The sequence below is a fragment of the Neobacillus niacini genome, assembly GCF_030817595.1.
Lineage (GTDB): Bacteria > Bacillota > Bacilli > Bacillales > Cytobacillaceae > Neobacillus > Neobacillus niacini_G.
In genome coordinates, this window is record NZ_JAUSZN010000001.1 from 2,975,755 (window position 1) to 3,001,951 (window position 26,197).

The 26,197-nt window shown below is 38.3% G+C and carries 28 protein-coding genes and 1 riboswitch; of the genes, 14 read left to right on the forward strand and 14 right to left on the reverse strand.

What is annotated here, in order from left to right; genetic code table 11:
- Positions 1-18: 18 nt before the first annotated feature.
- The gene (locus QFZ31_RS14235) at positions 19-792 is read right to left on the reverse strand and encodes a prolyl oligopeptidase family serine peptidase (RefSeq protein WP_307303742.1); all 774 of its coding nucleotides are present in this window, start codon (positions 790-792) and stop codon (positions 19-21) included.
- A 217-nt stretch (positions 793-1,009) separates the two neighbouring features.
- On the opposite strand from QFZ31_RS14235, the gene QFZ31_RS14240 reads away from it, so the two are divergent.
- The 3 genes from QFZ31_RS14240 (at position 1,010) to QFZ31_RS14250 (ending at position 2,274) form a co-directional block, all read left to right on the forward strand.
- Positions 1,010-1,825 (forward strand): Cof-type HAD-IIB family hydrolase, encoded by an 816-nt coding sequence (locus QFZ31_RS14240; RefSeq protein WP_307303743.1) that lies wholly within the window; start codon positions 1,010-1,012, stop codon positions 1,823-1,825.
- 108 nt (positions 1,826-1,933) lie between these two features.
- Entirely contained in the window at positions 1,934-2,086 is a 153-nt protein-coding gene (locus tag QFZ31_RS14245) for a hypothetical protein (protein WP_179597737.1), read from the forward strand.
- A 2-nt stretch (positions 2,087-2,088) separates the two neighbouring features.
- Positions 2,089-2,274 (forward strand): DUF3813 domain-containing protein, encoded by a 186-nt coding sequence (locus tag QFZ31_RS14250; protein ID WP_179597739.1) that lies wholly within the window; start codon positions 2,089-2,091, stop codon positions 2,272-2,274.
- 42 nt (positions 2,275-2,316) lie between these two features.
- Here the strand turns inward: QFZ31_RS14250 and QFZ31_RS14255 are convergent, their stop codons facing one another.
- Both QFZ31_RS14255 and QFZ31_RS14260 read right to left on the reverse strand, forming a co-directional pair.
- Complete coding sequence (locus tag QFZ31_RS14255; protein WP_307303747.1) at positions 2,317-2,769, reverse strand: BsuPI-related putative proteinase inhibitor; 453 nt, start codon at positions 2,767-2,769, stop codon at positions 2,317-2,319.
- A 13-nt stretch (positions 2,770-2,782) separates the two neighbouring features.
- On the reverse strand, positions 2,783-3,625 hold the full coding sequence (locus tag QFZ31_RS14260) for a YitT family protein (protein ID WP_373459849.1): 843 nt from the start codon (positions 3,623-3,625) through the stop codon (positions 2,783-2,785).
- 113 nt (positions 3,626-3,738) lie between these two features.
- Here QFZ31_RS14260 and QFZ31_RS14265 point away from each other — a divergent pair, with 113 nt between their 5' ends.
- Complete coding sequence (locus QFZ31_RS14265) at positions 3,739-4,599, forward strand: DegV family protein (RefSeq protein WP_307303748.1); 861 nt, start codon at positions 3,739-3,741, stop codon at positions 4,597-4,599.
- A 33-nt stretch (positions 4,600-4,632) separates the two neighbouring features.
- On the opposite strand, the gene QFZ31_RS14270 is transcribed toward QFZ31_RS14265, so the two are convergent.
- Positions 4,633-4,764 carry a DUF3941 domain-containing protein gene (locus tag QFZ31_RS14270; RefSeq protein ID WP_081810752.1) on the reverse strand — a complete coding sequence of 44 codons (132 nt, stop codon included), beginning with the start codon at positions 4,762-4,764 and terminating at the stop codon, positions 4,633-4,635.
- 69 nt (positions 4,765-4,833) lie between these two features.
- Positions 4,834-5,697: a S1 RNA-binding domain-containing protein gene (locus QFZ31_RS14275; RefSeq protein ID WP_307303750.1), complete on the reverse strand. Its 864-nt coding sequence runs from the start codon at positions 5,695-5,697 to the stop codon at positions 4,834-4,836.
- Positions 5,698-5,841: 144 nt separating this feature from the next.
- Between QFZ31_RS14275 and QFZ31_RS14280 the strand changes: the two genes are divergently transcribed.
- Positions 5,842-6,333: a YajQ family cyclic di-GMP-binding protein gene (locus QFZ31_RS14280; RefSeq protein ID WP_307303752.1), complete on the forward strand. Its 492-nt coding sequence runs from the start codon at positions 5,842-5,844 to the stop codon at positions 6,331-6,333.
- A 110-nt stretch (positions 6,334-6,443) separates the two neighbouring features.
- Positions 6,444-7,313: an SDR family oxidoreductase gene (locus QFZ31_RS14285; RefSeq protein ID WP_307303754.1), complete on the forward strand. Its 870-nt coding sequence runs from the start codon at positions 6,444-6,446 to the stop codon at positions 7,311-7,313.
- A gap of 47 nt (positions 7,314-7,360) precedes the next feature.
- Here QFZ31_RS14285 and QFZ31_RS14290 read toward each other — a convergent pair whose 3' ends face one another.
- Both QFZ31_RS14290 and asnB read right to left on the reverse strand, forming a co-directional pair.
- Positions 7,361-8,869 (reverse strand): alpha-amylase family glycosyl hydrolase, encoded by a 1,509-nt coding sequence (locus QFZ31_RS14290; protein ID WP_307303755.1) that lies wholly within the window; start codon positions 8,867-8,869, stop codon positions 7,361-7,363.
- 62 nt (positions 8,870-8,931) lie between these two features.
- On the reverse strand, positions 8,932-10,782 hold the full coding sequence (gene asnB / locus QFZ31_RS14295; protein ID WP_307303756.1) for an asparagine synthase (glutamine-hydrolyzing): 1,851 nt from the start codon (positions 10,780-10,782) through the stop codon (positions 8,932-8,934).
- Positions 10,783-10,946: 164 nt separating this feature from the next.
- Here asnB and QFZ31_RS14300 point away from each other — a divergent pair, with 164 nt between their 5' ends.
- Positions 10,947-11,510, forward strand: a complete 564-nt coding sequence (locus tag QFZ31_RS14300; protein WP_307303757.1) for a DUF2777 domain-containing protein — start codon at positions 10,947-10,949, stop codon at positions 11,508-11,510.
- A gap of 50 nt (positions 11,511-11,560) precedes the next feature.
- Here the strand turns inward: QFZ31_RS14300 and QFZ31_RS14305 are convergent, their stop codons facing one another.
- Positions 11,561-12,589: a ThiF family adenylyltransferase gene (locus tag QFZ31_RS14305; RefSeq protein ID WP_307303759.1), complete on the reverse strand. Its 1,029-nt coding sequence runs from the start codon at positions 12,587-12,589 to the stop codon at positions 11,561-11,563.
- A gap of 220 nt (positions 12,590-12,809) precedes the next feature.
- On the opposite strand from QFZ31_RS14305, the gene QFZ31_RS14310 reads away from it, so the two are divergent.
- Entirely contained in the window at positions 12,810-14,639 is a 1,830-nt protein-coding gene (locus tag QFZ31_RS14310; protein ID WP_307303761.1) for an aldehyde ferredoxin oxidoreductase family protein, read from the forward strand.
- Between the two features lie 55 nt (positions 14,640-14,694).
- Here the strand turns inward: QFZ31_RS14310 and QFZ31_RS14315 are convergent, their stop codons facing one another.
- The 4 genes from QFZ31_RS14315 to QFZ31_RS14330 form a co-directional block, all read right to left on the reverse strand.
- On the reverse strand, positions 14,695-14,970 hold the full coding sequence (locus tag QFZ31_RS14315) for a hypothetical protein (protein WP_307303763.1): 276 nt from the start codon (positions 14,968-14,970) through the stop codon (positions 14,695-14,697).
- A 1-nt stretch (position 14,971) separates the two neighbouring features.
- Complete coding sequence (locus tag QFZ31_RS14320; RefSeq protein ID WP_307303764.1) at positions 14,972-15,244, reverse strand: ubiquitin-like small modifier protein 1; 273 nt, start codon at positions 15,242-15,244, stop codon at positions 14,972-14,974.
- Positions 15,245-15,360: 116 nt separating this feature from the next.
- Positions 15,361-15,720 (reverse strand): YisL family protein, encoded by a 360-nt coding sequence (locus QFZ31_RS14325; protein ID WP_307303765.1) that lies wholly within the window; start codon positions 15,718-15,720, stop codon positions 15,361-15,363.
- Positions 15,721-15,804: 84 nt separating this feature from the next.
- A complete protein-coding gene (locus QFZ31_RS14330) occupies positions 15,805-16,410 on the reverse strand; it encodes an ATPase, T2SS/T4P/T4SS family (RefSeq protein ID WP_307303767.1) in 606 nt (201 codons plus the stop codon).
- A gap of 208 nt (positions 16,411-16,618) precedes the next feature.
- Positions 16,619-16,705, reverse strand: a riboswitch (cyclic di-GMP riboswitch).
- Positions 16,706-16,935: 230 nt separating this feature from the next.
- Here QFZ31_RS14330 and QFZ31_RS14335 point away from each other — a divergent pair.
- From QFZ31_RS14335 to QFZ31_RS14360, 6 genes are read left to right on the forward strand one after another with little or no spacing between them, the layout of a single operon-like run.
- Positions 16,936-17,160: a spore germination protein gene (locus tag QFZ31_RS14335; RefSeq protein ID WP_179597771.1), complete on the forward strand. Its 225-nt coding sequence runs from the start codon at positions 16,936-16,938 to the stop codon at positions 17,158-17,160.
- A gap of 17 nt (positions 17,161-17,177) precedes the next feature.
- The gene (locus QFZ31_RS14340; RefSeq protein ID WP_307303770.1) at positions 17,178-17,414 is read left to right on the forward strand and encodes a spore germination protein GerPB; all 237 of its coding nucleotides are present in this window, start codon (positions 17,178-17,180) and stop codon (positions 17,412-17,414) included.
- 9 nt (positions 17,415-17,423) lie between these two features.
- A complete protein-coding gene (gerPC, locus tag QFZ31_RS14345) occupies positions 17,424-18,044 on the forward strand; it encodes a spore germination protein GerPC (protein ID WP_307303772.1) in 621 nt (206 codons plus the stop codon).
- Positions 18,034-18,204 carry a spore gernimation protein GerPD gene (locus QFZ31_RS14350; RefSeq protein WP_307303774.1) on the forward strand — a complete coding sequence of 57 codons (171 nt, stop codon included), beginning with the start codon at positions 18,034-18,036 and terminating at the stop codon, positions 18,202-18,204. Before gerPC ends, QFZ31_RS14350 begins: the two co-directional genes overlap by 11 nt.
- A gap of 13 nt (positions 18,205-18,217) precedes the next feature.
- Complete coding sequence (locus tag QFZ31_RS14355; RefSeq protein WP_307303775.1) at positions 18,218-18,598, forward strand: spore germination protein GerPE; 381 nt, start codon at positions 18,218-18,220, stop codon at positions 18,596-18,598.
- 55 nt (positions 18,599-18,653) lie between these two features.
- Positions 18,654-18,872, forward strand: a complete 219-nt coding sequence (locus QFZ31_RS14360; protein WP_307303777.1) for a spore germination protein — start codon at positions 18,654-18,656, stop codon at positions 18,870-18,872.
- 41 nt (positions 18,873-18,913) lie between these two features.
- Here the strand turns inward: QFZ31_RS14360 and addA are convergent, their stop codons facing one another.
- Positions 18,914-22,705, reverse strand: coding sequence for a helicase-exonuclease AddAB subunit AddA (addA, locus tag QFZ31_RS14365; protein ID WP_307303778.1), 3,792 nt, complete (start codon positions 22,703-22,705; stop codon positions 18,914-18,916).
- On the reverse strand, positions 22,698-26,183 hold the full coding sequence (gene addB, locus QFZ31_RS14370; protein ID WP_307303779.1) for a helicase-exonuclease AddAB subunit AddB: 3,486 nt from the start codon (positions 26,181-26,183) through the stop codon (positions 22,698-22,700). The genes addA and addB overlap by 8 nt, the downstream gene beginning before the upstream one ends.
- Positions 26,184-26,197 lie beyond the last annotated feature (14 nt).

The following is a 26,197-nucleotide window of genomic DNA, read 5'->3' on the forward strand; positions in this document are numbered from 1 at the left end:
TTATATCACTCCTAATACTTATTGTAGTAAATGTTTCTCAAACCATTCAACCATTGCTTTTAATCCTTCTCTGCTCACCTTATGGTCAGCATGTTCATCTGTAATGAAGTGAATATTGCCAGGGTTCGTATGATAGTTTCCCTTTACAGATTGATAAAAACGATATGTTAACTCAAAAGGAACAATTGGATCCTTTTTTCCATGCCAAAATAACAATGGTCTATTTTCAAGCTTATTTTGCTGCAGACTTAAATCATATTGTCGTATAACTGATAATTGCTCTTGAATTTGCTCATCAGAAAAAGATAGGCTTACACCAAGATTTTTCATTTGTGCTAATTGCCAATATAGATATTCTTCATATGCTGGCATCCCCATCAAGCTGACTGCAGCTTTGACCCATTTATATTTGGTCAAGGCGCCCAAGGTCACAATACCACCCATAGAGGTCCCAGCAAGTCCAATTTTTTCAGGATCTGCTAATCCTTCTTCTACATAGTATTCCTTATAACTGTTTAATTCATGGATTGTCTTAATGACAATTTCCCAAAAATGCCCGTATAGATCTCTTTCGGTTAAACCTTGTTCCCTTTCGCCATGGTAAATGGCCTCAGGAAGGATAACTCGAAAGCCCTTTTCTGCTAATAAATAAGCGTAATGAAGATTATTTTCCTTAGCACTAGTAAAACCATGCGTAAAAATAATAAACGGAAGTCTCTCTTGTTGTCCACTTTTCTTTACTATATGTAGGAAGGGATTATTATTCAGAAAATTTTTTTCAACGATAATCACGTAGGTAAATCCTCCTGGGTAAAATAATTATATCTGAAAGCAAATACTTATGAAGTGAATTTTTTTACAGGTACGGTATAAAATTGTTAACATAGTAGTTATAATGGTATGACTTTCCACCAGAAAAGAAAATCCATAGTTGTAGTGTATCATTTCGTTAACCATTTATCTAAAGCTTAGACTTATGGTTTAGAAAACGATTAAAAAAGGAGTCAATATGGCAGAAAAACATTTAATTGCACTGGACTTAGACGGAACTTTATTAAAAGATGATAAAACCATTTCTGAGAAAACAAAAAAGGTTTTAAGTAAAGCGAGAGAAGAAGGACATGTGGTCATGATTGCGACAGGCAGACCGTATCGTTCAAGTGAACCCTATTATCACGAGCTTGGGTTAGACACACCTATTGTTAACTTTAATGGTGCCTTCATGCATCATCCTCTTGATGCCAGCTGGGGATTTTTTCATGACCCTCTCGACGTAAAAGTGGCAAAAGAGATTGTGGAAGCGTGCCGATCCTTCCAGTTTTACAATATTATTGCCGAAGTGATTGATGATGTTTATTTCCACTATCATGATGAAAAGCTGTTAGATATTTTCAGCATGGGCAATCCAAACGTGACAACGGGGGATTTACGAAATTACTTAAATGATTCACCTACTAGTTTGTTAATTCATACAGAGGAAGAAGAATTAAAGAATATACGTAAGCATTTGTCTGACGTTCATGCGGAAGTGATTGACCATCGCAGCTGGGCAGCGCCTTGGCATGTCATTGAAATTATTAAAACCGGTATCAGCAAGGCTGTTGGTCTAAAAAAGGCCTCTGAATACTTCAACATACCCGCAGAAAGAATTATTGCTTTTGGTGACGAAGATAATGATTTAGAAATGCTGGAATATGCTGGCCGCGGGATTGCGATGGGAAATGCAATTGATAAAGTCAAAACGATTGCAAACGAAGTGACCTTGACCAATGAGGAAGACGGAATCGGGATATATTTGTCAGATTTGTTAAACTTAAAATATTAATAGTGGGCCACCATTGTTTACCTAAATGAAATACTCTGATTTGAGCATACTATTTTTGTGAGGCAGTTTACCTGCTTACACCAAGCTCACCAAATTGGAGGGATTGCAATGGGTAAACGAAACAAATCAAAACGCTTTGTCCAGCAAGGAGTGGATACTGTCAGTAAGCACGATGAACGTATTCCTTACCACATGACCTACGCTGAAGCGGAAGCCCAGAAAATGTCCAATGTGCGTGAATCCTCGCTTGGAGGAATATAACGATGGGAAACCAGTTGTTCCAAGAAGCAAGAAGATTTGTTGAGATGGCGAAGTCTGCCGGCCCTGCTGATCGCGATTCTGTGATTTCGAAGGCAAAGAACGCATTGAGTTCAGCATATGCTAATTCAACCTTCGCAGAACAAAGTCAGCTCCAAGAAATGCAAAATGAGCTTGATCAACTAAAATAATGTGAAAAGCTGGCACGTTACAGATACGTGCCAGCTTTTCTATTACGGAAGAGTAAACTTCTTTTTGCTGACTATGGTTTGTTTGTTGCTTAACGGCTTATCATTTAATTTTCTTGGTAAAAGAGTGGCAGTAACTGTATATTGTCCTGCAGGAACTCTTTTTCCATTTAATTTGTAATCCCAATTCTCCACTTTTCGATAGGTTTGATGAGGGTCAATCCGAATGGTTTGCAATGCCTGTAAGAAGAAGCGTCCTTTTGAATATCGATATACTTCCTGCCCAGTTTGGTCTGTTACAGTAATTTCATAATATTGTGAGCTAGGAAACTCCAAATGCATAGGGGATTCCTCATTATTTTCGATAAGAAGCTCAAATGCCACTTTCTCATTTCCGACAACAGGAATTACTGAAAACTGAAATTGCTCACCAAAACTTGCCTCTCCTCTAAAACTAAAGGAAAAAAGAAACAAAATCACACTTAAAATAATTCTCATCCTTCACACCCTCCTATTCTCGCCTAAAAAATCCATAAATTCCAGTTGTTTGGATGATGTTTGTAAATGCATTAGGATCAACCTCTGCAAGGATTCGTTCCAAATCATATAATTCATAACGGGTTATAACAATCATCAGCATGTCTCTAGATTCATTTGAGAAAGCACCTTTTGCAGGAATCATTGTAATTCCTCTAACTAATTGTGAATGAATGGCTTTCTTAAGTTCATCAGCTTTTTTAGTAATAATCATCGCAGTTAGCTTTGCATGCCTAGTATGGATGGCGTCGACTACTCTTGTCGAAGCGTACAAAGATACAATGGTATAAAGGGCTTTTTCCCATCCATACAAAAAGCCAGCGGTAATGATGATAACAGCATTCATAACAAACATATAGCTGCCAATCGGTTTATCTTTCATCCTTGATAAAACCATCGCAATAATATCCACTCCGCCTGTCGAAGCCCCCCATTTTAGAGTAAGCCCGACACCTACAGCTAAAATTACACCCCCAAATACTGAATTAAGGAGAATATCTTTTGACACTTGTGTAATTGGAATTAATTCTAAAAAAAGTGAGGATAAAGCCACACTTAAAAAACTATAAATGGTGAATGACCTTCCCACCTTCAACCATCCTAGGATCGCTACGGGAATATTTAACATCAACAATAAGAATCCCATTGACATATTTAATGGCGTTTGTTCACTTAATACTTTTGATAATAATTGTGCCACTCCAGTAAAACCACTAGAATAAACATTTGCTGGAATTAAAAATAAATTAATTGCTAAGGCATTTAGAAATGCACCTACAGTAACAATGATTATTTTTTTTGTTTGTTGCCATAACAAATGCACCATCTCCTTCAATTTTCAAGGTATTATCTCTAAGCTGATAATTGTATTTTTGAAGCGAAACCGATAAACTGAAACTAACTATATTTGCTTGAAAGCAGGTGAGCTTTATGCCGGTAAAAATACTAGCAGACAGCGCATGCGATTTACCAAAAGATTTTTACTCTGAACAAAACGTCACATTATTCCCACTAAAGGTACAGGTTAATGGGCAAGAATATGAGGATGTTAAGACGATAGATCCTAAAACTGTTTATGACGCCATACGCGGCGGCGATGTTCCTAAAACCTCTCAAGTTTCTCCTTTGTTATTTGAGGAAGTCTTTACTAAAATGGCTGAAAATAATGAAGATGGAATATATATTGCTTTTTCTTCAGCATTATCTGGTACATATCAGACATCTGTTATGATTCTTGACCAAGTAAAGGAAAAATATCCAAACTTTAATTTAACTATTGTGGATACGAAGTGTGCCTCACTTGGATTTGGCCTTGTGGTCAAAGAAGCAGCAAGGCTTGCTGCAGAAAACGTGTCAAAGGAAGAAATACTTAAAGATGTGTTATTCCGAAGTCAGCATATGGAGCATTTGTTTACAGTAGAGGATTTAGATTATTTAGCCAAAGGCGGTCGTGTATCAAAAGCTTCAGCTTTTTTGGGTGGATTGCTAAACATAAAGCCTATTTTGAATGTAGAGGAAGGGAAACTTGTCCCAATTGAAAAAATTCGAGGAAAAAAGAAAGTTTATCGTCGCATAATTGAAATAATGAAAGAACGCGGTGACAACTTTAAGGATCAAATCGTTGGAATAAGCCACGCGGATACAATAGAAACCGCCTTGGAAGTAAAAGCGTTGATTGAAGGGGAACTGAATCCAAAAGAGGTATATATCAGTTCTATCGGTTCTGCAGTTGGTGCGCATACAGGTCCAGGTACCATTTCGATTTTCTTTTTAAACAAACTGCCATCATAATAAAAATAAGCGGGAGAAATTCCCCGCTTATTTTTATTTATGATCTGTTTTTTTCGAGTATTGGTTCTTACCAGCTTGACGATTTTTTTCTCTCATCATATTTTTCTCATGTCTAAGTGCATTGTTATCTTGTGCTTTTTTATCATTATCTGATGTATGTGGCATAATCATACCCCCTTCAAAATGCTTTCAACCATAGTGTTGTCATTTTAAAAAAGAGTATGTAGAAAAAAGTTAATCTTTCTTTAGATATGTCCAGCTGCCTTCTTGATAAACCCTGCCTTCTTTCATAAGTTTTCCAAGTGCCCGCTTAAAAGCACCCTTACTTAACTGGAAGCGTTCTTGAATATCCTCTGGCATGCTTTTGTCATTAAAAGGCATTGCTCCGTTTCTACTCATTAAATACTCAAAAATTCGTTCAGCTTCAACGTCCTGTGATTCCTGTTTTCTAGCGAGCAAAGAAACATTTACTGTCCCATCTTCCTTGACGTCAATAATTCGCCCTTCTACCTTTTGTCCCAAACGAGGCTCTATTTGTCTTTGGCTCTCGTGTATGAATCCTTTAAAGCCCTCAATCGTATAGATCCAGCTGCCTACCTTCGCTGTTCGGTAGATATGTCCCTGGATATTCTTATTAAAATCCTTCCTAGTGGCTTTGGTTGAAATCGATTCTATGACCGGGTCAGTTGCAAGCTTTGCATATAAAAGGTAATTGTTATTTACCCTTAAGGTAACATAAACCATATCACCTTCCTTAGGCCAAACGGACTTATGTACAGGAAGATCATCAATCCCTAATAATAAATCCTTCTTAATCCCAATATCTAAAAATACCCCAACATTAGGGTTGGAATCTACTACTTTAAGCCAAGCATATTTGCCAATTGCCACCTCAGGTATAGTTGTAGAAGCAGATGTTCTGCCTTCGGAATCAACATAAAGAAACACCTCGACGGATTCATCTTCTTCATATTCTCGGTCCGCCTCATTTATATGCAACAAAACATCTTCATTTCCATCAGTTAAAAAATACCCAAATTCTGCTTTTCGAGCTACCGTTAAAGTAACGGTTTGACCTATTAGTTCTTGTAGAGACATGTTAACTCACCTTTTCTTTCCTATCGTTTACATAGGGTTGTTTGAACTGCTATATTTTACTATAATGTACCCATAAAGGGAAACTTTAGCAGTGTGTTGAATACTAAATACCTTTATTAAAACTATACTGGAGGTATTATTAATATGGCCAAAGATGAATCTTTTGATATTGTATCCAAAGTAGAATTTACTGAAGTCACAAATGCGATTACGGCAACTATGAAGGAAATTAAAACCCGTTATGATTTTAAGGGCAGCAAAAGTGAGGTTACTCTGGATAAAGAAGAGCTTGTTCTAGTTTCTGATGATGAATTTAAGATGGACCAATTAAAAGATGTCTTGATTGGCAGATTAATCAAAAGAGGTGTTCCTGTTAAGAATCTCGATTACGGAAAAATGGAAAAGGCCTCTGGCGGGACTGTTCGCCAACGAGCAAAGCTGGTTCAAGGCATCGATAAAGAAAATGCTAAGAAAATTAACACAATTATTAAAAATAGCGGTCTAAAGGTAAAAAGCCAAATTCAAGACGATCAGGTCAGGGTTAGCGGTAAAAACCGTGATGATTTACAAAAGATTATTTCACTGGTTCGCGAAGCTGATCTTAGTGTCGATGTTCAATTTATTAACTATCGTTAATCATGCATTTTAAGGTGAAAGGAAAAATTTCCTTTCACCTATTTTATTTTCTAATATTTTCGTTCATTTTCCTCAAACTAACATGGTAAATAAACTTGGAGGTAAAATGAATGTCTAATAAACAACAACAAAAAAAGACTTTTCCACCACAGCATCAAAATCATCAGCCAGGTATTGAGAGTGAAATGAATCCACGTCCGATTTCAGTTGATCAAAACTATAAAAGTGCTGGTAAATTAACAGGAAAATCAGCAATCATTACCGGCGGGGATAGCGGCATTGGTAAATCTGTTGCCATTTATTTTGCCAAAGAGGGTGCTGATGTCGCGATTGTCTATTTGGATGAGCATCAGGATGCAGAAGAAACAAAAGGACTCGTTGAAGCAGAAGGCCGCAGATGTCTGCTTTTTTCCGGTGACGCAGGCAATGAGGAATTTTGCAAGGAAACCGTTAGGAAAATGATGGATCAATTTGGAAAAATTGATATTTTGGTCAACAATGCCGCAGAGCAGCACCCGCAGAAAAGTCTGTTAGATATTACCTCCGCGCAGCTTGAAAAAACGTTTCGGACCAATATTTTCTCCTATTTTTATATGTCTAAAGCAGTTCTGCCACACCTAAAACAAGGTGGTACTATTATCAATACAGCATCTGTCACTGCGTATGCCGGCAATGAGCAATTATTAGATTACTCTGCAACAAAAGGTGCCATCGTGACCTTTACACGTTCTCTGGCAAAATCGCTTGCCCCACAAGGGATAAGGGTAAATGGCGTCGCACCAGGTCCCATTTGGACGCCGCTGATTCCCTCAACGTTTAATGAAGATCAAGTCGCAAGCTTTGGTTCAAATACACCACTGGGCAGAGCGGGTCAGCCATTTGAACTTGGCCCAAGCTACGTATACCTCGCTTCTATTGATTCAACTTATGTAAGCGGACAAATCCTCCATGTCAACGGTGGAGAAATCGTAAATGGATAGAGCATAAAGGAAAGTGCGATACTCGAATGGAGTATCGCACTGACTTTTTACCTTCTTCTCTTCCTTATTTTTAAGATGAAAATCATGAACAAGATGTACACAGCGACTAGGGAGCCGACTAAAGGCAGATTGATACCGCTTTTTTCCGTTAACACATATATTTCTGACTCATCACGGTCAATGATAAGGTCATATTGATTTTCACTGCTCCTTACCAAATCTCCGTTTAGTAATCCTCGTAATTCTTTATCACCTTCAATTTGCTCATTGTTTAAGGTAATGTTTTGAGATTCACTCGTATTATTTATGGCGATAATGGCTGTTTCATCTTGGTAGACACGTTTGTAAACCGCCATACCATTTTTTTCATAAAGCATTTCCATACTTCCACGGGTTAACGAAGGAAGTTGATTCCTCAACTCACCAAGTTTGGTTATATAGTCAATGAGTTCCTTTTCTGTCCGAAAATTCATTGGCTGGCGATTATCTGGTATTTCTCCCCCATTTAATGCAATTTCACTTCCATAAAAAACAACTGGAATACCCGGAGTTGAGTAAATATACGTTAATGCCGTTTTCCAGCGTGCCCCTGGAAAATGTTTATTTGTAACAATATCTTGTGTAAACCTAGAGGTATTTTCGTTGTCAAAAAATTGCGGCTGCAATTCTGGGTTTTGAACCTTAACTTCCTTTAAAAGACCAAAGGTTTGATTAGTAGCAGCGAAAACACTTCTTAAATCTTCACTGTGTTGATAATCAGTAAGGCTGTCAATTCCTGCAGCTTCATATTTTTCAAGGTTTACTGCACTGTTTGGAGAGTTAATCCCTAACAGAAAAAAGTTTTTCTTTTCACTTTTGACTTCTTTTGAAAAATCACTCCAAAAGGACAATGGTACATGATTTACTTCTGGAAGGCTATAAGCGTCGATATCGGTTTTGTTAATCCACCACTTAGCTGCATCTAACAAGTAAGCCTTTACCTCAGGGTTGTCCTGATTAAGATCAGGCAAACCGTTCACCCAGCCATTTTCGATTTCATTCTGATCTTCCAAGTTGCTAATTTCCTGCTTCTCGTGGAACCAATCTCGCTTGGATGAATCGATCACCCATGGGTGTTCTGGTGAGACATTATTGGTTACAAAATCAATAACCACCTTCATATCTCGTTTATGTGCTTCTTGTACTAGTCTATTAAACGTTTTCATGGAGCCAAAATGTTCATCAGGTTTATAAAAGTCGTTCACCCAATAGCCATGGTATCCACCGGCAGTATTATCAAATATCGATGTTAGTCGGATGGCAGTGAAACCCATATCTTTTAGATAATCCAACTTATCCATTACTCCCTGAAAATCACCGCCATTATAAGCAAACGGATCTAGTGTATTAACTTCCTTATCATTGTTTGTATTCGCATTAAAGAAACGATCAACCATGATAGAATAAATGGTTTCATCCTGCCAGCTTCGGTCTTCTTTCTCCGTTTCTGCATGTGCCGGCAATGATGTTATAACGAAAAAAAAGATTAAAATAAGTGTAATTAAGGTTTTTTTCATGTTCAATCCCCTTCCATACACTCATTTTAATCTAATAAAGGTGTGAATCCAACTATTAATGTCTATCCATTTACTATATTAATATTGTAATCTCTAAACCAAATATCAAGTTGAATAAAGTAAGCTAATAGCTGCGGACCTGACATTAACTGACCAAACCATGGCTCTTTGAAAGAATTACCACCAGATTCAACCAGTTGATTGAGCAAATCACGATTGAATAGTTCGTAAAGTACCGTGGACTTATCAGCTAATATCTCCCTCAATTGCTGCTGAACCGCTAAAGTATATTCTGGATTATGGGTTTTTGGATAAGGACTTTTCTTTCGATAAAGTACTTCCTCTGGAAGAATTCCTTCAAACGCTTTTCTTAAAATCCCCTTTTCTCTGCCATGAACCATTTTTATATCCCATGGGATATTCCAGACGTATTCTACAAGACGGTGGTCTGCAAATGGGACTCTGACCTCAAGACTTGCTCCCATGCTCATTCGATCTTTTCGGTCAAGGAGTGTTGTCATAAAATGTGTCATATTAATATAGAAAAGCTCTCTCCGTTTTGCTTCCTCTGGGCTCTCACCATCCAATCTAGGCGTTTCCTGGATGGCTTGATTGTATTTTTCTATCACATAATCCTTTAAATTCAATTTTTGCTGCCAATCGGCTCTTAACAAATTATTTCTTTCATTTACGGAACGCATCCAAGGGAAACTAGGTCTCTCTAAATCTTCCTTACGATGAAACCATGGATAGCCTCCAAAAATCTCATCCGCACATTCTCCAGAAAGACTAACAACAAAATCCTGTTTTATTTCCTTACAAAACCAAAGTAAAGAAGAATCAATGTCAGCCATACCGGGACAATCGCGTACATGAACCGCTTCTGTTAAGTCTTTCACTAATTGCTGCTGAGAAATGGTTTTAAAATGGTGCTTTGTATTAAACTCATTAGTTACAATGTTAATCCACTTCTCATCCGCATTTGGCTGGAATTCATTTGCTTTGAAAAATTGATCGTTTCCTTCATAGTCAATCGAATACGTATGAAGCCGGCCTTTTCCTTGGTCTTTAAATCCTTGTGCAGCAATAGCCGTAATAATACTTGAATCAAGCCCGCCTGATAGGAAGGTGGATAGCGGTACATCTGATACAAGCTGTCTTGTCACAGCGTCTGTTACCAAATAGCGCACTTTTTCAGCCGTTTCTTCGATATTATCATTATGCAAATCGCTCTTAACATTCCAGTAGCGCCAAGTCTTTAGGCCGTTTTTTGAAAAAGTCATCGCGTGTGCCGGCCGCAGCTCCTTAATGCCTTTAAAAATCCCCGACCCAGGGGTCCTCGAAGGTCCTAAACCGAAAATTTCGGCAAGCCCTTCGTATTCCAGTTCTGTTTTCATTCCAGGGTTCGCAAGGATAGCCTTGATTTCCGAAGCAAATACTATCCCATTGTTTAATTCCGTATAAAACAATGGTTTAACTCCCAATCGGTCACGACCAATAAACAATTGTTCTCTCTCTTGATCCCAGATTGCAAAGGCATAGATACCGTTTAAATAATTTACGCACTCTTCCGCCCATTCTATATAGGCAGTTAACAGAACTTCTGTATCAGAATGACCTTTGAAAGAATATCCTTTAGTAAGGAGAATTTTGCGGATATCTTCGGTATTATATAGTTCACCGTTATAACAAATAGTGTACTCTTTACCTTCCTTTTGTTTTATCATTGGCTGTCTTCCGCCTTCAGGATCAACCACGATAAGGCGCTTATGACCAAATCCTGCATGTGTTTGAACCCAGAGGTTCGTTTCATCTGGTCCTCTTTTGGCAAGAGTTTTTGTCATTTTTTCAATCGTATCTTTTTGATTTCTTAGGTCCCTAGTAAAATCAACCCATCCTGAAACTCCGCACATAAAACTCTCCTCCCTCCAGTAACTGAGACTGGATATCATTACATGCTGTTATTCTATTCAGCCCAATTTATTTGGTAAATTGTCCAAATTAAAGATAAACAAGTTATAAAATCTCACAAAGATGTCTACAAAGAAAAAGAAAGCATTAGGCACGGAGGTTAAACATGAATCGACAACAAAGAATTAAACTATTAGATTTTCAACTGAGGGCCTATAATGAAGGAGCAGTTGAACAAATCAGTGATCAATGGATCTTTTTTGATGAAGAAACCGAAGAAGCAGCGATGCTGGATGACTATCTTCAGCAAGAGATTGAAATATTTCGTGCGAATCGTTGGAGGAAAGGGATCTTAATTGAATCTGGAAAGATCCGAAGCGGAAATGAATTTATTATGCTTCGTGACCATGACAAGGTTAGAATCCGAAAGCATATAATTTACTCATTGGAAAGACTTTTAGAGGGAATGAATGATGACGCCTTTTTTCAATTTGTCACGACATTAAATTCTTTAGATTTTTCTATATACGATTGTATCTATTGTTATAATCATTTATCTTTCTTATCCGATGATAAACAAAGAGATGGGGTAAACTTTATTGTCTTCGATAACCAGGAGCAAATTTGTAATGTTCAGCACCATTTTTGTTATTTCGAAAAGGTAAATGACCGCTTTGAATTTACCTTAAATACGGGTAAACGATTGGTTATTGAAAAGATGATATCTTAAGATTGAAAGGTGTGTATTTCGAATATAAGAAAAAACACACCTCTTTCTTTTTAGTTTCCTATATATTTTGAGTAAAGGGATTTTGCTTTTACGATGTCATTTGTGCCATGGACCAGTACCCGACCATCCTTGAATACGACGATGGAGGTTCCATCATCTGGAGAAAAACGAAGTAAAAATTGGTTTCCGGTAACTTGTCCATTTTGTTTTAGTTGCTCACCAAGCTTATGTAAGTCACGTTCTCGCTTTTCTCTAAAGTATATTTGCACGGTCTCTCTTCCACATAGAGAACTGTAGGTTTCCTGAACGGAAGACAAGCGATCGAGAAAGTCAAACTGACGGTTTACACATGTAGGACAATGTGGGTTTTTCCCCTCACTTGTATCCATTGAAAAAAAGGAAGTATCCCAAATGTCTATTTGCTCAAGGTTGGTATTCGTCGTTGCCCCTACCAGTAATTTAATTGCTTCCATTGCTTGAAAGGACCCAATAATATCTGTAATTGGTGACAGAACACCAATCGTGTCACAAGTTTCACCCCTGCCAGCTGGTACTTGTGGAAATAGACAGCGATAGCACGGGGTTATTCCAGGTTTAATGACCGCAAACATTCCTCTAGAGCTGACTGCCGCTCCATGAACCCAGGGAATTCCATACTTAACGGCTACATCATTGATTAAGTAGCGAGTCATAAAATTATCAGTACCATCAATGATAACATCAACCCCTGCTAATAATTCCTCCGCATTATCAAGATTTAAATCTGAAATAACGGCATCAATTGTTACCGTAGAATTGATTGAGTTCAGTCTCTTTTGTGCAGCAACTGCCTTTGGAAGATTTTCACTTACATCTTCCTCATTAAAAAGTGATTGTCGTTGCAGATTGGAAAGGTCAACTACATCTCTATCAATTAATCTTATGTATCCCACACCAGATCGGACCAAATGATTGCCACATACGGTCCCCAATGCTCCCACACCAACAATAGCTACTTTCCCTTGCAGCAATTTAAACTGTCCCTCTTCCCCTATTCCTGAAAAAAGAATCTGCCTTGAGTATCTCCCTAAATCAGTCATGTATAATCCTCTTTTCTAGATTAGTAGTACATTTTAACGAGCCCCATAATCTACGTTAATTTTAATTGAATTTCGGAAAATTTTAAATATTAAATATACAAAATTAATTGTATAATAGAAATGGGTTTATTTATTAATTTTGAGAGGAATATCCTATTATTATTTTTTAATATAAATGGGAGATTAGCTTCAATTTATTAATGAAAGAGAGGGAAAGCAATTGAATTTAGGTGGTTTTTTAAACAAAGAAGTTGTAGTTGATTTAACAGCAGGTACAATTAATTACAGACCTATTAACGAAGAGGATGCAAAAAAGTACATCGGCGGCCGTGGTCTAGGCGTTAAATATGTACTCGATAATGGACCTGAAGTAGAGCCGCTATCTCCTGAAAACATGCTTTGTATTATGACTGGTCCTGTAACCGGATCACGTTCATCCATGAGTGGACGTCTTTGTGTTGTAACTAAGTCTCCGTTAACAGGAACTGTTACAGATTCTCATATGGGAGGATGGACCGCAGCACGCTTAAAGTGGGCGGGGGTTGATAATATCATCCTTACAGGTAAAAGTGACAAGCCTGTTTACCTTTATATTGAAGATGGTAAAGCGGAACTGCGTGATGCATCTGACTTATGGGGCAAAGGAACAAGAGAAACCGTTAAAACAATGCAAGCAAGGTATGGCGAACAAGACCTTAGTGTGATGACGATTGGTCAGGCTGGTGAAAACACGGTTAAGTTTGCGTCCTTTATTAACGAGCATGACCGTGCAGCTGGACGCGGCGGAACAGCTGCTGTTGCAGGCTATAAAAAATTGAAAGCGGTTGTAATTAAAGCATCTCAAAAAGGAAACATGCCGCAGCCTAAGTTAGAAACTGAGTACAAAGAGGCGAACAAAAAGGCAGTAAAGGCTATTCTTGACGGCGGATTAACAGCACCAAATAAAGGTGGTCTTTCCGTTTACGGTACAAACGTATTAACCAACATTATCAATGAGGTTGGAGCCCTTCCAACAAAGAACTCCCAGTTCACTCATTGGGATGAGGCTGAAAAGCACAGTGGTGAATATGTCAATGAGCATTTACTTGTTAAAAATAATACCTGTCACGCCTGCCCTGTAGGCTGCAAAATCGAAGTTGAAGTGAAGGATGGAAAATATAAAACTAGAGTTGAAAGTATAGAGTTTGAATCTGCTTGGTCACTTGGATCTAACTGTTTATTAAGCGATGCTGAGGCCATATCTTATCTGATTGACCGCTGTAATGAGTACGGTCTTGATACCATTGAACTAGGTCATTGCTTCTCCGTAACAATGGAAGCCTATGAAAAAGGCTTGATTACGGAAGAGCTTATCTGGGGCGATGCAGATTCTATGATTGATTTAACTAAGAAAATTGCATTCCGTGAAGGCTTTGGGGGCATCCTCGCTGAAGGTCCTGCAAAAGCAACAGCTTTATGGGGAGCACCAGAACTTTCTATGTCTGTAAAGGGACAATCCATTCCTGCATATGACCCACGTGGCATACAAGGTATTGGTCTCGGTTATGCAACTAGTAACCGCGGAGCCTGCCATTTACGCGGCTATACTGTAGCCAGTGAAATTGCGGGTATTCCTGAGCCAACAGATCGCCTTAAGCCAGAAGGAAAAGGTGAGTTATTAAAAGTATTCCAAGATATGCTTGCATTCTCTGATTCTATGAATATATGCAAGTTTTCATCCTTCTCTGAAAACGCCGAGCATTATGCAGAGCAATATAGTGCGATGACGGGAATTCCGATGACAGCAGATGATGTAATGAAGGCTGGAGAAAGAATCTATAATCTTGAGCGTTATTACAATAACCTCGCTGGTTTCGATAAAGAAGAAGATGACTATCTGCCAAAAAGATTCACTGAAGAACCTGCTTCCGGTAATAGTGCAGGTGAGGTCAGCCGTATGGATATCATGTTAAAAGAGTACTACCAAGTCCGCGGTTGGCAGGCTGGAAAAGTTACCGAAGAAAAGCTTCGTGAGCTAGAAATTATTGATCCAGAAAATCAATTAGTGTAATGAATTTCCGAAGGCTTCTGCATGTTTTGCAGAAGCCTTTTGTTTCGAAAATTAACTATCCGCCAATCCTTCTTGTTTTCACCCGGTAATTTTTGATTAGTTGTTGAAGCGTCAAATCATCTGAGGCATAAAATCTGATATAGACACGATTCACTTTAAAAGTAGACGTGATTGAAAGCTCCTCTTCCCCTACTATTTCTCCATACCAGTCGTCGTCAGATTTAAATATGTAAGGAAACTGATATGTAATTTGTTTACCGCCTAATTCTTCAAAATACATTCCTAAGTGCTTCAGATTTATTCCACGAAACTCTAATTCCTGTTGCAGCATTTTAGCCACCTGCTACAGGAGGAAATAGTGCAAATTGGTCAGTTTCTTTGACCGTGGTCTCAAGACCATCCAAATGAATAATATTTCTTCCGTTAATAAAGACATGAACAAATGGAAGCAGCTCTTTTTCAGGAGTAAATATTTCATCCTTCAAATCTGGAAACATTTCAACCATTCTTTCAAGTACATCAATAACCCGTCGACCTTCCGGCTTAACCTCAACCCCGACTCCGCCACAAATTTGCCGGAGATTAGCAAATACTCTTACTAACATCTCAAACACTCCTCTCCCCTTAATTAAATAGTAAAACTATTTGGAACTCCTGTCATCTATTTTTGAGCTAAAAAAAGCTGCCGATAATCTCGGGCAGCTCTTACTGACATTCTATATTATACGTGAAAAATCGACATTGGCAGTTTATCAAAACCTAAATACAATACAAGTAAGAAGGCGATAACAAATTGTATCCATAAAACAGAAGTCTTTCTATTTTGTGCTACCTTGCTAAGGATCATTTCAAATAAACCAATTATCCATATCCCTACTACCGCTTTTAGTATATACAACAAATCAATATTGGAAAGCATGAACAATAGTCCAACACCTGTTGCAATAATTAGCAAGTAAAGCACACGTAAAATCATTCGAACAATTTTAGCGCCCTTTTCTTTTCCGTTTTTCAGTAAAAATATAGCGACAATAAATAATATGAGGGCTAAAACCCAAGCTGTAACGTGACCATGAATCATTTAATTTTCCTCCTATGTATGCATTGCTTATAGCAACACTATCATACCATAGGCGCTCCGAAAATCCTAAAAAAAAGCGGGATACTAATAATATGAACCTTCAAGAGGATTTACGGTAAAAATATCTCTTAGCACAATCTTATCCCCTGTGATTCCTTGTACCTCTGTGATTTTCGTAATTTTCCTTTTCCCGCCATTTGTACGTGAGAGGTGGACAATGATATCAATTGTTCCAGCAATTTTTTCCCTAATTGCTTTGATAGGGAAATTTATCCCTTCAAGATAAGCAATGATTTCCAAACGGTCAATCATATTACTTGGACTGCTGGAATGTCCTGTCGCAAGGAAACCATTTAGTTCTTTATTTCCTTTTCGAAATATTTCTCGTACATCATCACCACGAACATCTCCAATAAGATTCCTTTCCTCTTTTGGAATAAAAGTGGAAAGGGCCTTGACAAGGGTTGTTTTGCCTGCTCCTGTTCCTCCGCTTACTACAATATTTAACCTAGCTTTGACACATGTACAGAGGAATAGCGCCATTTCTTTTGACATGGTCCCGTTATGAATTAAATCCTGCAGCTCAAGAGGTTTCCATGTATTCTTTCTAATAGCCATCCTAGCTGACTTGTACAACTTGTGATTTACACCTGGTAGTTCATTATTTTGCTGGATTTGTAACAGCCCCATACTTTACACCCACCTTGTTTTTGTTTTTTCGAAAACCAATTTGCTCACAAAACATAAAGAAGATATGAACGGTTAGGCAGGAGTCGATGAAACGAAAGTAAAAATAACCCCGCCTTTACCGAAAGGGGGGTTAACAAATGAAGTACAACAATGTACATAGAAAGACCTATGTTTACAATGCTGTTATCTACGAAAAACACCCTGTTCTTTCGGTAACTGGCTGGCGTAGTGCAAAAGCACCTTAGCCCCTTTAGCTTTGCGTCACTGATTTTCATCAGTTTTGCCTTTATCGAGAATCAGTGTTTTTACTTTTCCGACTGATCTCTTAAATCTATCATAAGTCCTTTTGCCTTATCTTACATCCTACTATTATATCATTTTTTAAAAACGAATAGGTAATTTTGCCTAATTCTATAATTTTCCCAACCACCTAAGATTAGCCTTAACTTTATTTGGGCGATTGAATCACATTACACCAACCCATACATAGGATATTAGAAGAAAAAAACGTAAAGGGTGTTGTTGATGCCAGCGATTGTAGGAGTTGCTCAAGTCATTTCACTTGGCAGCAGTTCCGTTTTTCATATCGGAGATGTCTATAAAATCATGCCATTTTCATCTGCAAAAACTTTTTCCGGTGCTGGGTCCTTTAATACGGGTGAGAGTTTAATGGTTCATAATAACAATTTAAGTAATACAAACACAAACGATTCAGATGGTGTAGATCAAGGAATCTTCCTTAATGCATAAGAATGGGTGGTTTTTACATGAATTTTTATATTCAGCAATCTATTCAAATAAATTTTATTAAAATTAACAGTGTTACAAATTCCTCCGTCCTGCAAATTGGCAGTGCCGGGATTATTAAACCTGCCTCCTATTTGCATAATACAGGAGGTTTTACAAAGCCAGCTCCAAAGGCAGGAAGCACTCAAACAACAAGCGTGCAATCTAGTGTTGCAGTACCTTTGGCTGGCGCTGGGCGAGAAGAAGAAACACAGTGAGGTGATGGTATGTATCAGGATTATTCACAACTTCTTCAATGGGTCCAAACAACTTTACAGATACAAGAAAATAGAATTGCTGCTCTGGAACAGACCATTCAGAAACTACAGGAGCAATTGAAGCAATTAAAGGATAAGCCTAACATTCAGGTTGAAAGAATCGAATATAAATTTGATCAATTGAAGGTTGAAACTCTTGACGGAACATTAAATATTGGTTTAAATCCATCTGATTTGGCAAATATTGAAGATTTTGCTGTACAAAATCAATCCTTAAAGACACCTATCCATCCTAAGGAACAAATGCAAAGATCTATGAAAATAGAAGAATCTATATACCAATATTTAGAAAACGAACTCCCAACCCTATTTAAGGAAATCCAAAACCAATTAAATGTTCAGTTAGATGATTCCTATTTAGATTTTATCAGACAAGATATCATAAAACAGCTTCCATCTAGGATTGATTACCATGTACAAATTACTTCAGCCAATAAACGTGAAGGCGGACAAAGTACAGAGGAAAGCATTATTGAATTACTCAAACAAGAAATCAGAAAAGGCATTTTAATATTTATTAATCATTTGCCAGAGAACGTGAAAGGGATGAATACACAAAATGAACTTTGAAGTATATAATCGGGAACTTCATGTAGATGTGATTAGAATTCTAGGCGTTGCAAGTTCTTCACTTGTAATGGTTGGCGACACTCAAAGCATTCAATTGGCATCAACTTTCGACACACCCCCTGAATCACTCATAATAGGGCCATTTGTGCCACTTTTTTAGGGAGGCTTAGCATATGCTTGAGAGAACTTCTGTCGTAAACACCGTTAAAGTAAACTCAGCTTCCTTTGCCTCTACCATCCAGCTTGGTGATTCCCGTACTATTAATGGATTTTCACGGGCCTTAGCGGTTCAGAGGGAAGCTGATGTGTTTTATGGTAAAGAAGGAAATTTTTCAAACTACCTAGTGTTTTCTGAACCAATTCCTTTATTGCCAATTACTGAAAAAATAACAATATCCACTCATAATAAACTTCCAGTCATTAAGGTCAATACGATTTCTATTATCACTATGTCATCGGCTGCCATCGTGCACGTAGGAAACAGTGAAAACATCTCACTAGAAGCCAGAGTCAAGCATATCAGGCAGCTGTTGAATGCTGAGGAAGAACAATGATTAGTGATTAGGCATATGATAATGAAAGATTAAATTATGCGAAGGATGTTTTTATATGCCAGCAATAATTGGTCCAGTTCAGATTGTGAATGTAACCGGTGGTGTTGTTCATTTCGGGGATACAGTCTATATCTCTCCAAAAAGTGCGTCAAAGACCAATGCAGGTTCTGGAGGTTTTAATACAGGTGGAATCATTTTTACAGCCAGCGGATTAAGTGGTACTAATGTTATAGACGCTAATCTACTCGACCAGCCAATAGGCGGGAATAACTAATAAAAGACATAAACCAATGCAGGTTTATGTCTTTTAATTTGTTATTCATTTTCAGCGTCTAGGTTTAGTATATGAGCACCGTCAAAGAAGAATAAATATCTTTCATTTACTTTTCTCTTCCAAATTTTCTCCAAAGCTTTCGTGTAAAGATTGATTTGCAGACGGTATCGTTGTTCAAGTATTGGTTTAGCCTGCTCAAAACCACCTTTGTATCGATCATTTATCCCGTCAGATTTGAAATCAATAAGGACGAGTCCTTTTTCATCCTCAAACACACAATCAATAATCCCCTGGACAAAAACAGATTCATCTTGGTCCTTCCATGTTGGATAAACCTCAGATGCAGGCAGGGATAACGTAAATGGAATTTCACGGTTCACAGCATTTGCTTTTAAGATCCGCTTACCTAAATCTGACTCGAAAAATTTCCCAATTAGGTGTGTATCAACAACTTCAGCCTGCTCGACGGTTAATAGTTCATTATGAACCATCGACTCGATTTGTGTTTTAACAGATTCTATTGTAACAGGTCTTGTCAAATCCACATGCTGCATGACCATATGCAGAGCAGTCCCTCTTTCAGCAGGGCTAAGCGCCTTTTCCTGCATAAACTTAGGTCGTTTTGTAATGGATTTTTTGAATCTGCTTAACAACTCGGTACCACTATGTTCATCTGACATTTCACGCTGACGCTTCATTTCAGATACCGATTGCTTGGAGCGATGGGTTGAGGCATTCGTAAAGGAATACTCCCATGTTAAGCGAGACTCAATTTCCTCTTTATAAGGAGATGATACCGGGATGATTTCCTTGTTCTCTACCTTTTCTAAAAAGGTGTCCTCTTCCAAGCTCTTCGTTACTTCCTGATTTTTAATTTCTTCAGCATTCATTATTGAAATTTTCCACGCAGAAGGATGACATGAAATCTCTTCAGGCATAAGCAAATTTTGAATCTCCATCTTCCTTAACTCTATATTGTCCTGGTGTCGAATCAGCGCTGGTCCAACCCAATCCATATAACAGCCTGCACCTGCCCGTTCATAATCCTTAAGCAGCCAGTTTGTATTAGTAGAAACATCTGTCCACTGTTCAATTTGTTTATCTGCATCCTTCAACGTTCCTGTTAAATATAGCTTTTCCTTGGCCCGTGTCAGCGCCACATAAAGGACTCGCATTTCTTCTGCGAGCATTTCCATCTTCTTTCTGCGCTTAAAAGCAATTTGTGGTAAAGATGGGTAGGAAATTCGTTTTTCCACATTTACATACTTTGCCGCAAAGCCGTACTCTTTATCAAGCATATACGGTTTACGGATATCAGACATATTAAAGTTTCGCGACAATCCTCCAATAAAAACAACTGGAAATTCAAGTCCTTTACTACTATGGATGGTCATAATTCGTACGACATCTTCCTGCTCTCCAAGCGCTCGAGCTGCTCCTAGGTCATCTCCTCTTTCAATCATTCTTTCTACAAAACGTAGAAAGCGGAATAACCCTCGGAACGAGGTTTGCTCATATTGCCTTGCCCGGTCATACAAAGCACGCAAATTCGCCTGTCTCTGCTTACCACCAGGCAAACCACCTACAAAGTCATAAAATTGTGTATCCCGGTAAAGCTGCCAGATCAATTCGGAGAGTGAACCCTGGCGCGCCATGGAACGCCATTGTTCCAAATTGTCATAAAAACGGCGGACTTTTTCGTATAAAAGTTCCGTTTTTTCTGACGGGCTGCTTTTACAAAACTTTTTCACGGACTCCCAGAAAGTACCCTTGTTGTGCAGACGTATTTGTGCCAGTTCCTCTTCGTTCAGACCAACAATGGGCGACCGTAATACAGAAGCCAATGGAATATCTTGAAATGGATTATCAATCACTCTGAGTAACGACATCATGATGGCTACTTCCATTGCTTCAAAATACCCTGAGGAAAGATTCGCATAAATCGGAATACCTTGTTGTTTGAATTCCTCCATGATTTGCGGTGCCCAGGTCATGGATCGAAGCAGAATCACCATATCTCGATACATTATCGGACGGTAAGAATTTGTTTTTGAATTATAAACCTTGGTTTCATTTGCAATTAATTGTTTAATTTTAGAAGCCATCACTCTAGCTTCAAGCTGGGATTTCTCTAAATCCACTTCATCAAATTCAGAAGGTACATTCTCCGTTTCGGATTCAGCAGCTTCTGTAGATACTTCTTTACTATCCTTATTTTGATTAATTAGTAATAGCTCGATTGGAAAAGGTTCATCTTCAGGATATGGTGCACCTGGCCGGAGTTCAGCAGCTTCATCATACTCAATTTCTCCAACCTTTACACCCATGATCTGTTTAAATAAATAGTTTGTCCCTTCAAGTACTTCTTTCCTGCTTCTAAAATTACGCGCAAGATCAATTCGTAAACCTGTACCATTACCGTCCTGTCTGAAACGATTATATTTTCCTAAGAATAAATTTGGCTCTGCTAAACGAAAACGATAGATCGACTGTTTAACATCACCGACCATGAACAGATTACCATTCGTCTCATCTTCTTTTGCCACCAGCTTTAATATGGTCTCCTGTACCATATTCGTGTCCTGATACTCATCAACAAATACTTCATTAAAATGATTCCGATAAGTTAGTGCAGCTTCTGATGGATGAAATTTCCCCTGAGAGCTGATTTCCCCTGTTAAAATTTCTAGGCAATAATGTTCCAGATCCGCATAATCAACCAGCCCTTTTTCTCGTTTTGCTTTCTCAAAACGGTCAGAAAAAACAGCGACTAAATGGACAAGCGTTTTAATGAGAGGGCGCATTTCTTCCATATCTCTTAAGAAGCCCTCTGGCTTTCTTAGAAAAAGCTCTTCTTTAATATCCTGAATCTTCTTTTTCGCCTTATCACGAAGCTTTTGAGCTTTTTCCGTCAACTCTTTATCGAAGTGATCTCCTTTTACTTGTTTTGCTCTTGTAAATGTCCATGTTTGCATGGCATGATAAAGGGCTGACCATGAATCCTGGTTCGCCTGGATAAGAGTATTAATCACATTTATATCATCAAGGAAATTTTCCGCCCTAGGTGCCGGACCACCTGGAAGCTTTGTCACTTCTAAGCCTCGCTCTATCATTTCCTTCGCACCTTCTAATTGAAGTTCAATATCAAAAATAAGTGCTTGAATGAAAGGTAATTCTTCGAGATTTGATATCTTAGAAACATCATACATATCAATCATTGACTCTAAATAAAGACTAGGCAAAGGGTTCGACCGTGCAAAATCATAAATATCCCTGACAATATCCATTAAGGCACTATCACTTCGGTCGCTGGTAAAGGAGTCTACTAATCTAAAAAATTGCTCATTATCCTTTTTTCCATACTCCTCTTCAAACAAGTCATCCATGACTTCGTCCCTTATTAATTGAGCCTCTGTTTCGTCGGCGATTCTAAAACCAGGATCTACATCAATGAGATAATAGTATTTTCTAATAACCTCCATACAAAAGGAGTGCAGAGTCGAAATCGAAGCTTTATTTAATAAGCTTAGCTGCTTTCGTAAATGCCTTGATCCTGGATCCTTATTTATGGCTTTTTCTAATGCTTCTCCGATTCGATGACGCATTTCGGCAGCAGATGCGTTCGTAAATGTTACAACTAAAAGCTCATCGACATCAATAGGATCTTCTTCTGAAAGAATCTTTTGGATAATTCTTTCGACCAAGACAGCGGTTTTACCAGAGCCTGCTGCTGCAGCAACAAGGATATCTTTATTTTTGCCCATAATCGCTTTCCATTGATCTTCTGTCCAAGTTGCTCCCTCAGGTTTAGGTGGTATTACAAAACTATTCATTTGCCCCAACCTCCTTTCGAATTAGCTCAAAGATTGTTTCCTTGGGCTGAGGTGTTAGAATTCGATAATGATTTTCAATCGACTCATCAAATTGACAAACAGATTTGTAGGCACAAAATGTACATGGTGTTTTGTCTTTCAGCTTATACGGGGCAATATCAACTTGACCGTCCACTATAGCCTCTCCAGTAGTCTGATAGAGCTTTCGAACGTGATTCCTTAAATCATCAAATTCATTTAGGCTCGCAACTTTCGATTTCTTGGTCAGATTGCCATCTTTTTTAATACCCGCCGAAATAATCTGCGAATCACCTGATTCAAGACTTTGGTCCATCAGCTTGAGAACATCTTGGTCACCTACCATTAAACCGTTCATCTTGAATTTTTTCATGATCTCCTTTTCGATTTCATCAATCGTCAATAATTTAGTAGTACTTATCATCGGGTTATGGACATGGAAATAAAGGACTCCTGCAGGGCTTGCTTTCATTTCTACCAGTTCGTCCGAATGTGTAATGACGATATCTAGGTAGGTTAACATTTGCAATGCCAGTCCATAGTATACCTCGTTAAGATTAACATCCTTTTCACTCGATTTATAATCTATCACACGTAAGTAAGTACTATTGTTTTCACCCTTTGCTTGATCGACCCTGTCGATACGGCCGGCTAATTCCATACGTTTTCCGTTTTTTAGTGAAAATGTTAATGGCGGGAGCTTGCCATTTCGCCCAAAGCTCAATTCTAATCCGATAGGTGAGAATCCACTTACTTTAGCATGTTCGCTTAATACTTGTGAGGCCCGGGTAATTATTTGTTCTAATTTCCGTTTGATATAGTGATGCCGTTCTGAGCTTAAAAGAATTTCATTTTGCAGCTTAGGAGCTAAAGCATTCACTGCCTCCTTGGCAAGTTCTTCACATTGTTTCTTTGTTAGAGATGCCCAGCTAAGTCTTTGCTCATTTACAAAGTCAGAAATGTGCTTTAAAGCAGCATGAAACAATTCTCCTATGTCAGGAGCCTCCAAACGAAAAACTTGGCGTTCACGAAGCTTTAGCCCATGCTGTGCAAAATGCGAAAACGCACAGCCATTATACAATTCCATTCGTGAAACACTGGCCTGTATCGTATCACCGTACAATTCGTCCGCTGTTTCCTTTGAAAGCTGTACCGCCTGGTTGGTATAGAAGAGACTGGAAAATACTTTCTCAGCACGTCCCTTCCACTCTCCGTTGATATAAAAGTTATATACATCCCACCACAAATCGGAAATAGGATAATTCCGCTTTTTCAATTGCAGTTGTGAGGTCAAGTAAGATAGAGTTGTTTTGTAATTAGTAACAAAGTTTAATTGTTCTCCTTCTGTTAGCTCCGCAGCATCTGTACCATAAAAATGTTCTTCTGCATTTGGATACATATCTTTCAATCTCTTAATATACGAAGAAGCTATTAATGCCTTTCCTTCATCATTGGCGAGCGGGTAACTCACATAAAGAGATTCTGAAGGAGTAGTTAGGGCTTTATAGGCTATAAAATTCTCATCCAGTAGGCGTGTTCTGCTGCTTGGCGCCACTATTAAATCTGCACCTATTAACATTTCACGCTCGTCATCAGATAATATCCCATCATCTGCAATTTTAGCTGGCAATATCCCCTCATTAACACCAACAATAAAGGCTGCCTTTATGTCCGTCAGTCGAGATTTTTCTAAATCCCCGATGATAACCTGATCTAAAGCAGGGGGAATCAATGAAAAATAGAGTGATTCAAATCCCGCTTCTAAGATAGCGGAAAAAGACTTTAAGGGAACAGCTTCATCCCCTAATATTTCCACATATTGATCTAGGAGTTCGATACATGCATTCCACACCTGATCATGCTCACGCATTTTTACTAGATTACCTTTTTGCTCCGCTTCTACTTTCCAATTTTCTAGTTTTGAAGGAATATCTAATTCTTCTAGATATAAATAGATTGCTTCACAAAGTTTTCGGCCTGTGTCCGCCTTTTTAATCCTTCTCGATAATCGTAGTATCGGTGCTGATACCATAAGCTTTAATTCATTCAATTGCTGTTCTATTTCCTTTTCAGCATCGGTTTGCACATTTGCTTCCATTTCAAGACCCTTGAAGCGACGGTACGTCCAGCGATCTTTACTTGTCCATTTACTGCCTTTAATACCATAAGCAAGTACATAGTTTTCTAGTCTATCCATTTTTTCCCGCATTCGATTTGGACTTTCCTGAAGCGGGTATATTAATTCTGTTTTGATTACTCTAAAAACAGGCTCATAACGCCAAAATGTTTGAATTACTTCCAATGTTGAGCGAATTAATTCAATCAATGGGTGATTCAGCATCGTTCTCTTTTGGTCAATAAAAAATGGAATTTGATAATCGGAGAACACAGGCTCCACGATTTCATGATAATCACTGCCATTTCTTATCAGTAATGCGATGTCTTTATAACGAAAATTCTTTGTCCGAACCAACTGGAGAATTTCGCGCGCTATCCCCTCTATCTCCGCTCTGCGATTCACTGCTTGACCAATATGGATGTCTGTTTCTCCATAATAAGGGACCGCTGGCCTAGTATCGAAATGTTTTTCTAAATGCTGTAAAGATAACTGATTCCATTTCTGCTGATGTGACAGATACAGAGGAGGCTCCAATTGAATTCCTTCGGCTTTAGCAATATCGCTTAAAGTGCAGCAAGCATCACTCGACAATCGAAATAAATCCAATTCATCTGGCAGCGTTTCAAAAGAAGTTCTGTCCGTTGTCATAGTGATCGTTACTCGCTGACAATGCCTCATTAACTCTTTAATGACCAAGTATTCTTGTGGTGTAAAGCTATAAAATCCATCTATATAAATTTCCGCCTCTTTTAAGTAGATTGATGCAGAAACCTTTTCTGAAAGCAAACGAAAATAGTCTTCGGAATCGATATACTTCCCAAAGACCTCATCTTCAAATTGTCTATATATAATCTCTAAATCATTTAGTTTATCCTGCAAGGCTATAGAGGCTGTTTCACCATTCCCCTTAGTCTTTTGGACTAGCTCATCTGGGGAAATGCAATACCGCTTAAATTCAGTAATCATCTGTTCAACTTGCTGAACAAATCCATTTTTATCAGCAGCACGCTGAAACAATTTTAATTGGTCTTTTTTATCTTCAATAATTTTCCGAATGAGCATGCTTACTCCAACACTGCTTAGATGATACCTGCTTATACCGCCAGTCTCCTGCAAAATCCTCCAAGCTAACCGTGAGAAACTGTAAACTTGGGCACGAATCATTCCGCCAAGTTTTGGATTAGTCGCCAAACGATATTCTGTTGAAAAGGTCATCTGTTCTGGAACGATATAAATAATCGGCGCTCCCTCTGGATTTTCCAGCAGCCGGTCTTCAATTTCATTCATGCACATTTGTGTTTTACCGCTTCCCGACCTTCCGGTTACCATTCTTAAAGACATGTTTCTTCCCCGCT

Bases quoted from the DNA above. Each gene is read 5' to 3' on its own strand.
- QFZ31_RS14350 (WP_307303774.1), top strand. From the start codon at position 18,034: ATGAACTTTGAAGTATATAATCGGGAACTTCATGTAGATGTGATTAGA.
- QFZ31_RS14355 (WP_307303775.1), top strand. From the start codon at position 18,218: ATGCTTGAGAGAACTTCTGTCGTAAACACCGTTAAAGTAAACTCAGCT.
- QFZ31_RS14265 (WP_307303748.1), top strand. From the start codon at position 3,739: ATGCCGGTAAAAATACTAGCAGACAGCGCATGCGATTTACCAAAAGAT.
- QFZ31_RS14245 (WP_179597737.1), top strand. From the start codon at position 1,934: ATGGGTAAACGAAACAAATCAAAACGCTTTGTCCAGCAAGGAGTGGAT.
- QFZ31_RS14270 (WP_081810752.1), bottom strand. From the start codon at position 4,764: ATGCCACATACATCAGATAATGATAAAAAAGCACAAGATAACAATGCA.
- QFZ31_RS14360 (WP_307303777.1), top strand. From the start codon at position 18,654: ATGCCAGCAATAATTGGTCCAGTTCAGATTGTGAATGTAACCGGTGGT.
- QFZ31_RS14340 (WP_307303770.1), top strand. From the start codon at position 17,178: ATGAATTTTTATATTCAGCAATCTATTCAAATAAATTTTATTAAAATT.
- QFZ31_RS14335 (WP_179597771.1), top strand. From the start codon at position 16,936: ATGCCAGCGATTGTAGGAGTTGCTCAAGTCATTTCACTTGGCAGCAGT.
- QFZ31_RS14320 (WP_307303764.1), bottom strand. From the start codon at position 15,244: ATGTTAGTAAGAGTATTTGCTAATCTCCGGCAAATTTGTGGCGGAGTC.
- QFZ31_RS14290 (WP_307303755.1), bottom strand. From the start codon at position 8,869: ATGAAAAAAACCTTAATTACACTTATTTTAATCTTTTTTTTCGTTATA.
- QFZ31_RS14240 (WP_307303743.1), top strand. From the start codon at position 1,010: ATGGCAGAAAAACATTTAATTGCACTGGACTTAGACGGAACTTTATTA.
- addA (WP_307303778.1), bottom strand. From the start codon at position 22,705: ATGAATAGTTTTGTAATACCACCTAAACCTGAGGGAGCAACTTGGACA.
- QFZ31_RS14275 (WP_307303750.1), bottom strand. From the start codon at position 5,697: ATGTCTCTACAAGAACTAATAGGTCAAACCGTTACTTTAACGGTAGCT.
- QFZ31_RS14325 (WP_307303765.1), bottom strand. From the start codon at position 15,720: ATGATTCATGGTCACGTTACAGCTTGGGTTTTAGCCCTCATATTATTT.
- QFZ31_RS14315 (WP_307303763.1), bottom strand. From the start codon at position 14,970: ATGCTGCAACAGGAATTAGAGTTTCGTGGAATAAATCTGAAGCACTTA.
- QFZ31_RS14280 (WP_307303752.1), top strand. From the start codon at position 5,842: ATGGCCAAAGATGAATCTTTTGATATTGTATCCAAAGTAGAATTTACT.
- QFZ31_RS14250 (WP_179597739.1), top strand. From the start codon at position 2,089: ATGGGAAACCAGTTGTTCCAAGAAGCAAGAAGATTTGTTGAGATGGCG.
- asnB (WP_307303756.1), bottom strand. From the start codon at position 10,782: ATGTGCGGAGTTTCAGGATGGGTTGATTTTACTAGGGACCTAAGAAAT.
- QFZ31_RS14285 (WP_307303754.1), top strand. From the start codon at position 6,444: ATGTCTAATAAACAACAACAAAAAAAGACTTTTCCACCACAGCATCAA.
- QFZ31_RS14330 (WP_307303767.1), bottom strand. From the start codon at position 16,410: ATGGGGCTGTTACAAATCCAGCAAAATAATGAACTACCAGGTGTAAAT.
- QFZ31_RS14255 (WP_307303747.1), bottom strand. From the start codon at position 2,769: ATGAGAATTATTTTAAGTGTGATTTTGTTTCTTTTTTCCTTTAGTTTT.
- gerPC (WP_307303772.1), top strand. From the start codon at position 17,424: ATGTATCAGGATTATTCACAACTTCTTCAATGGGTCCAAACAACTTTA.
- addB (WP_307303779.1), bottom strand. From the start codon at position 26,183: ATGTCTTTAAGAATGGTAACCGGAAGGTCGGGAAGCGGTAAAACACAA.
- QFZ31_RS14300 (WP_307303757.1), top strand. From the start codon at position 10,947: ATGAATCGACAACAAAGAATTAAACTATTAGATTTTCAACTGAGGGCC.
- QFZ31_RS14305 (WP_307303759.1), bottom strand. From the start codon at position 12,589: ATGACTGATTTAGGGAGATACTCAAGGCAGATTCTTTTTTCAGGAATA.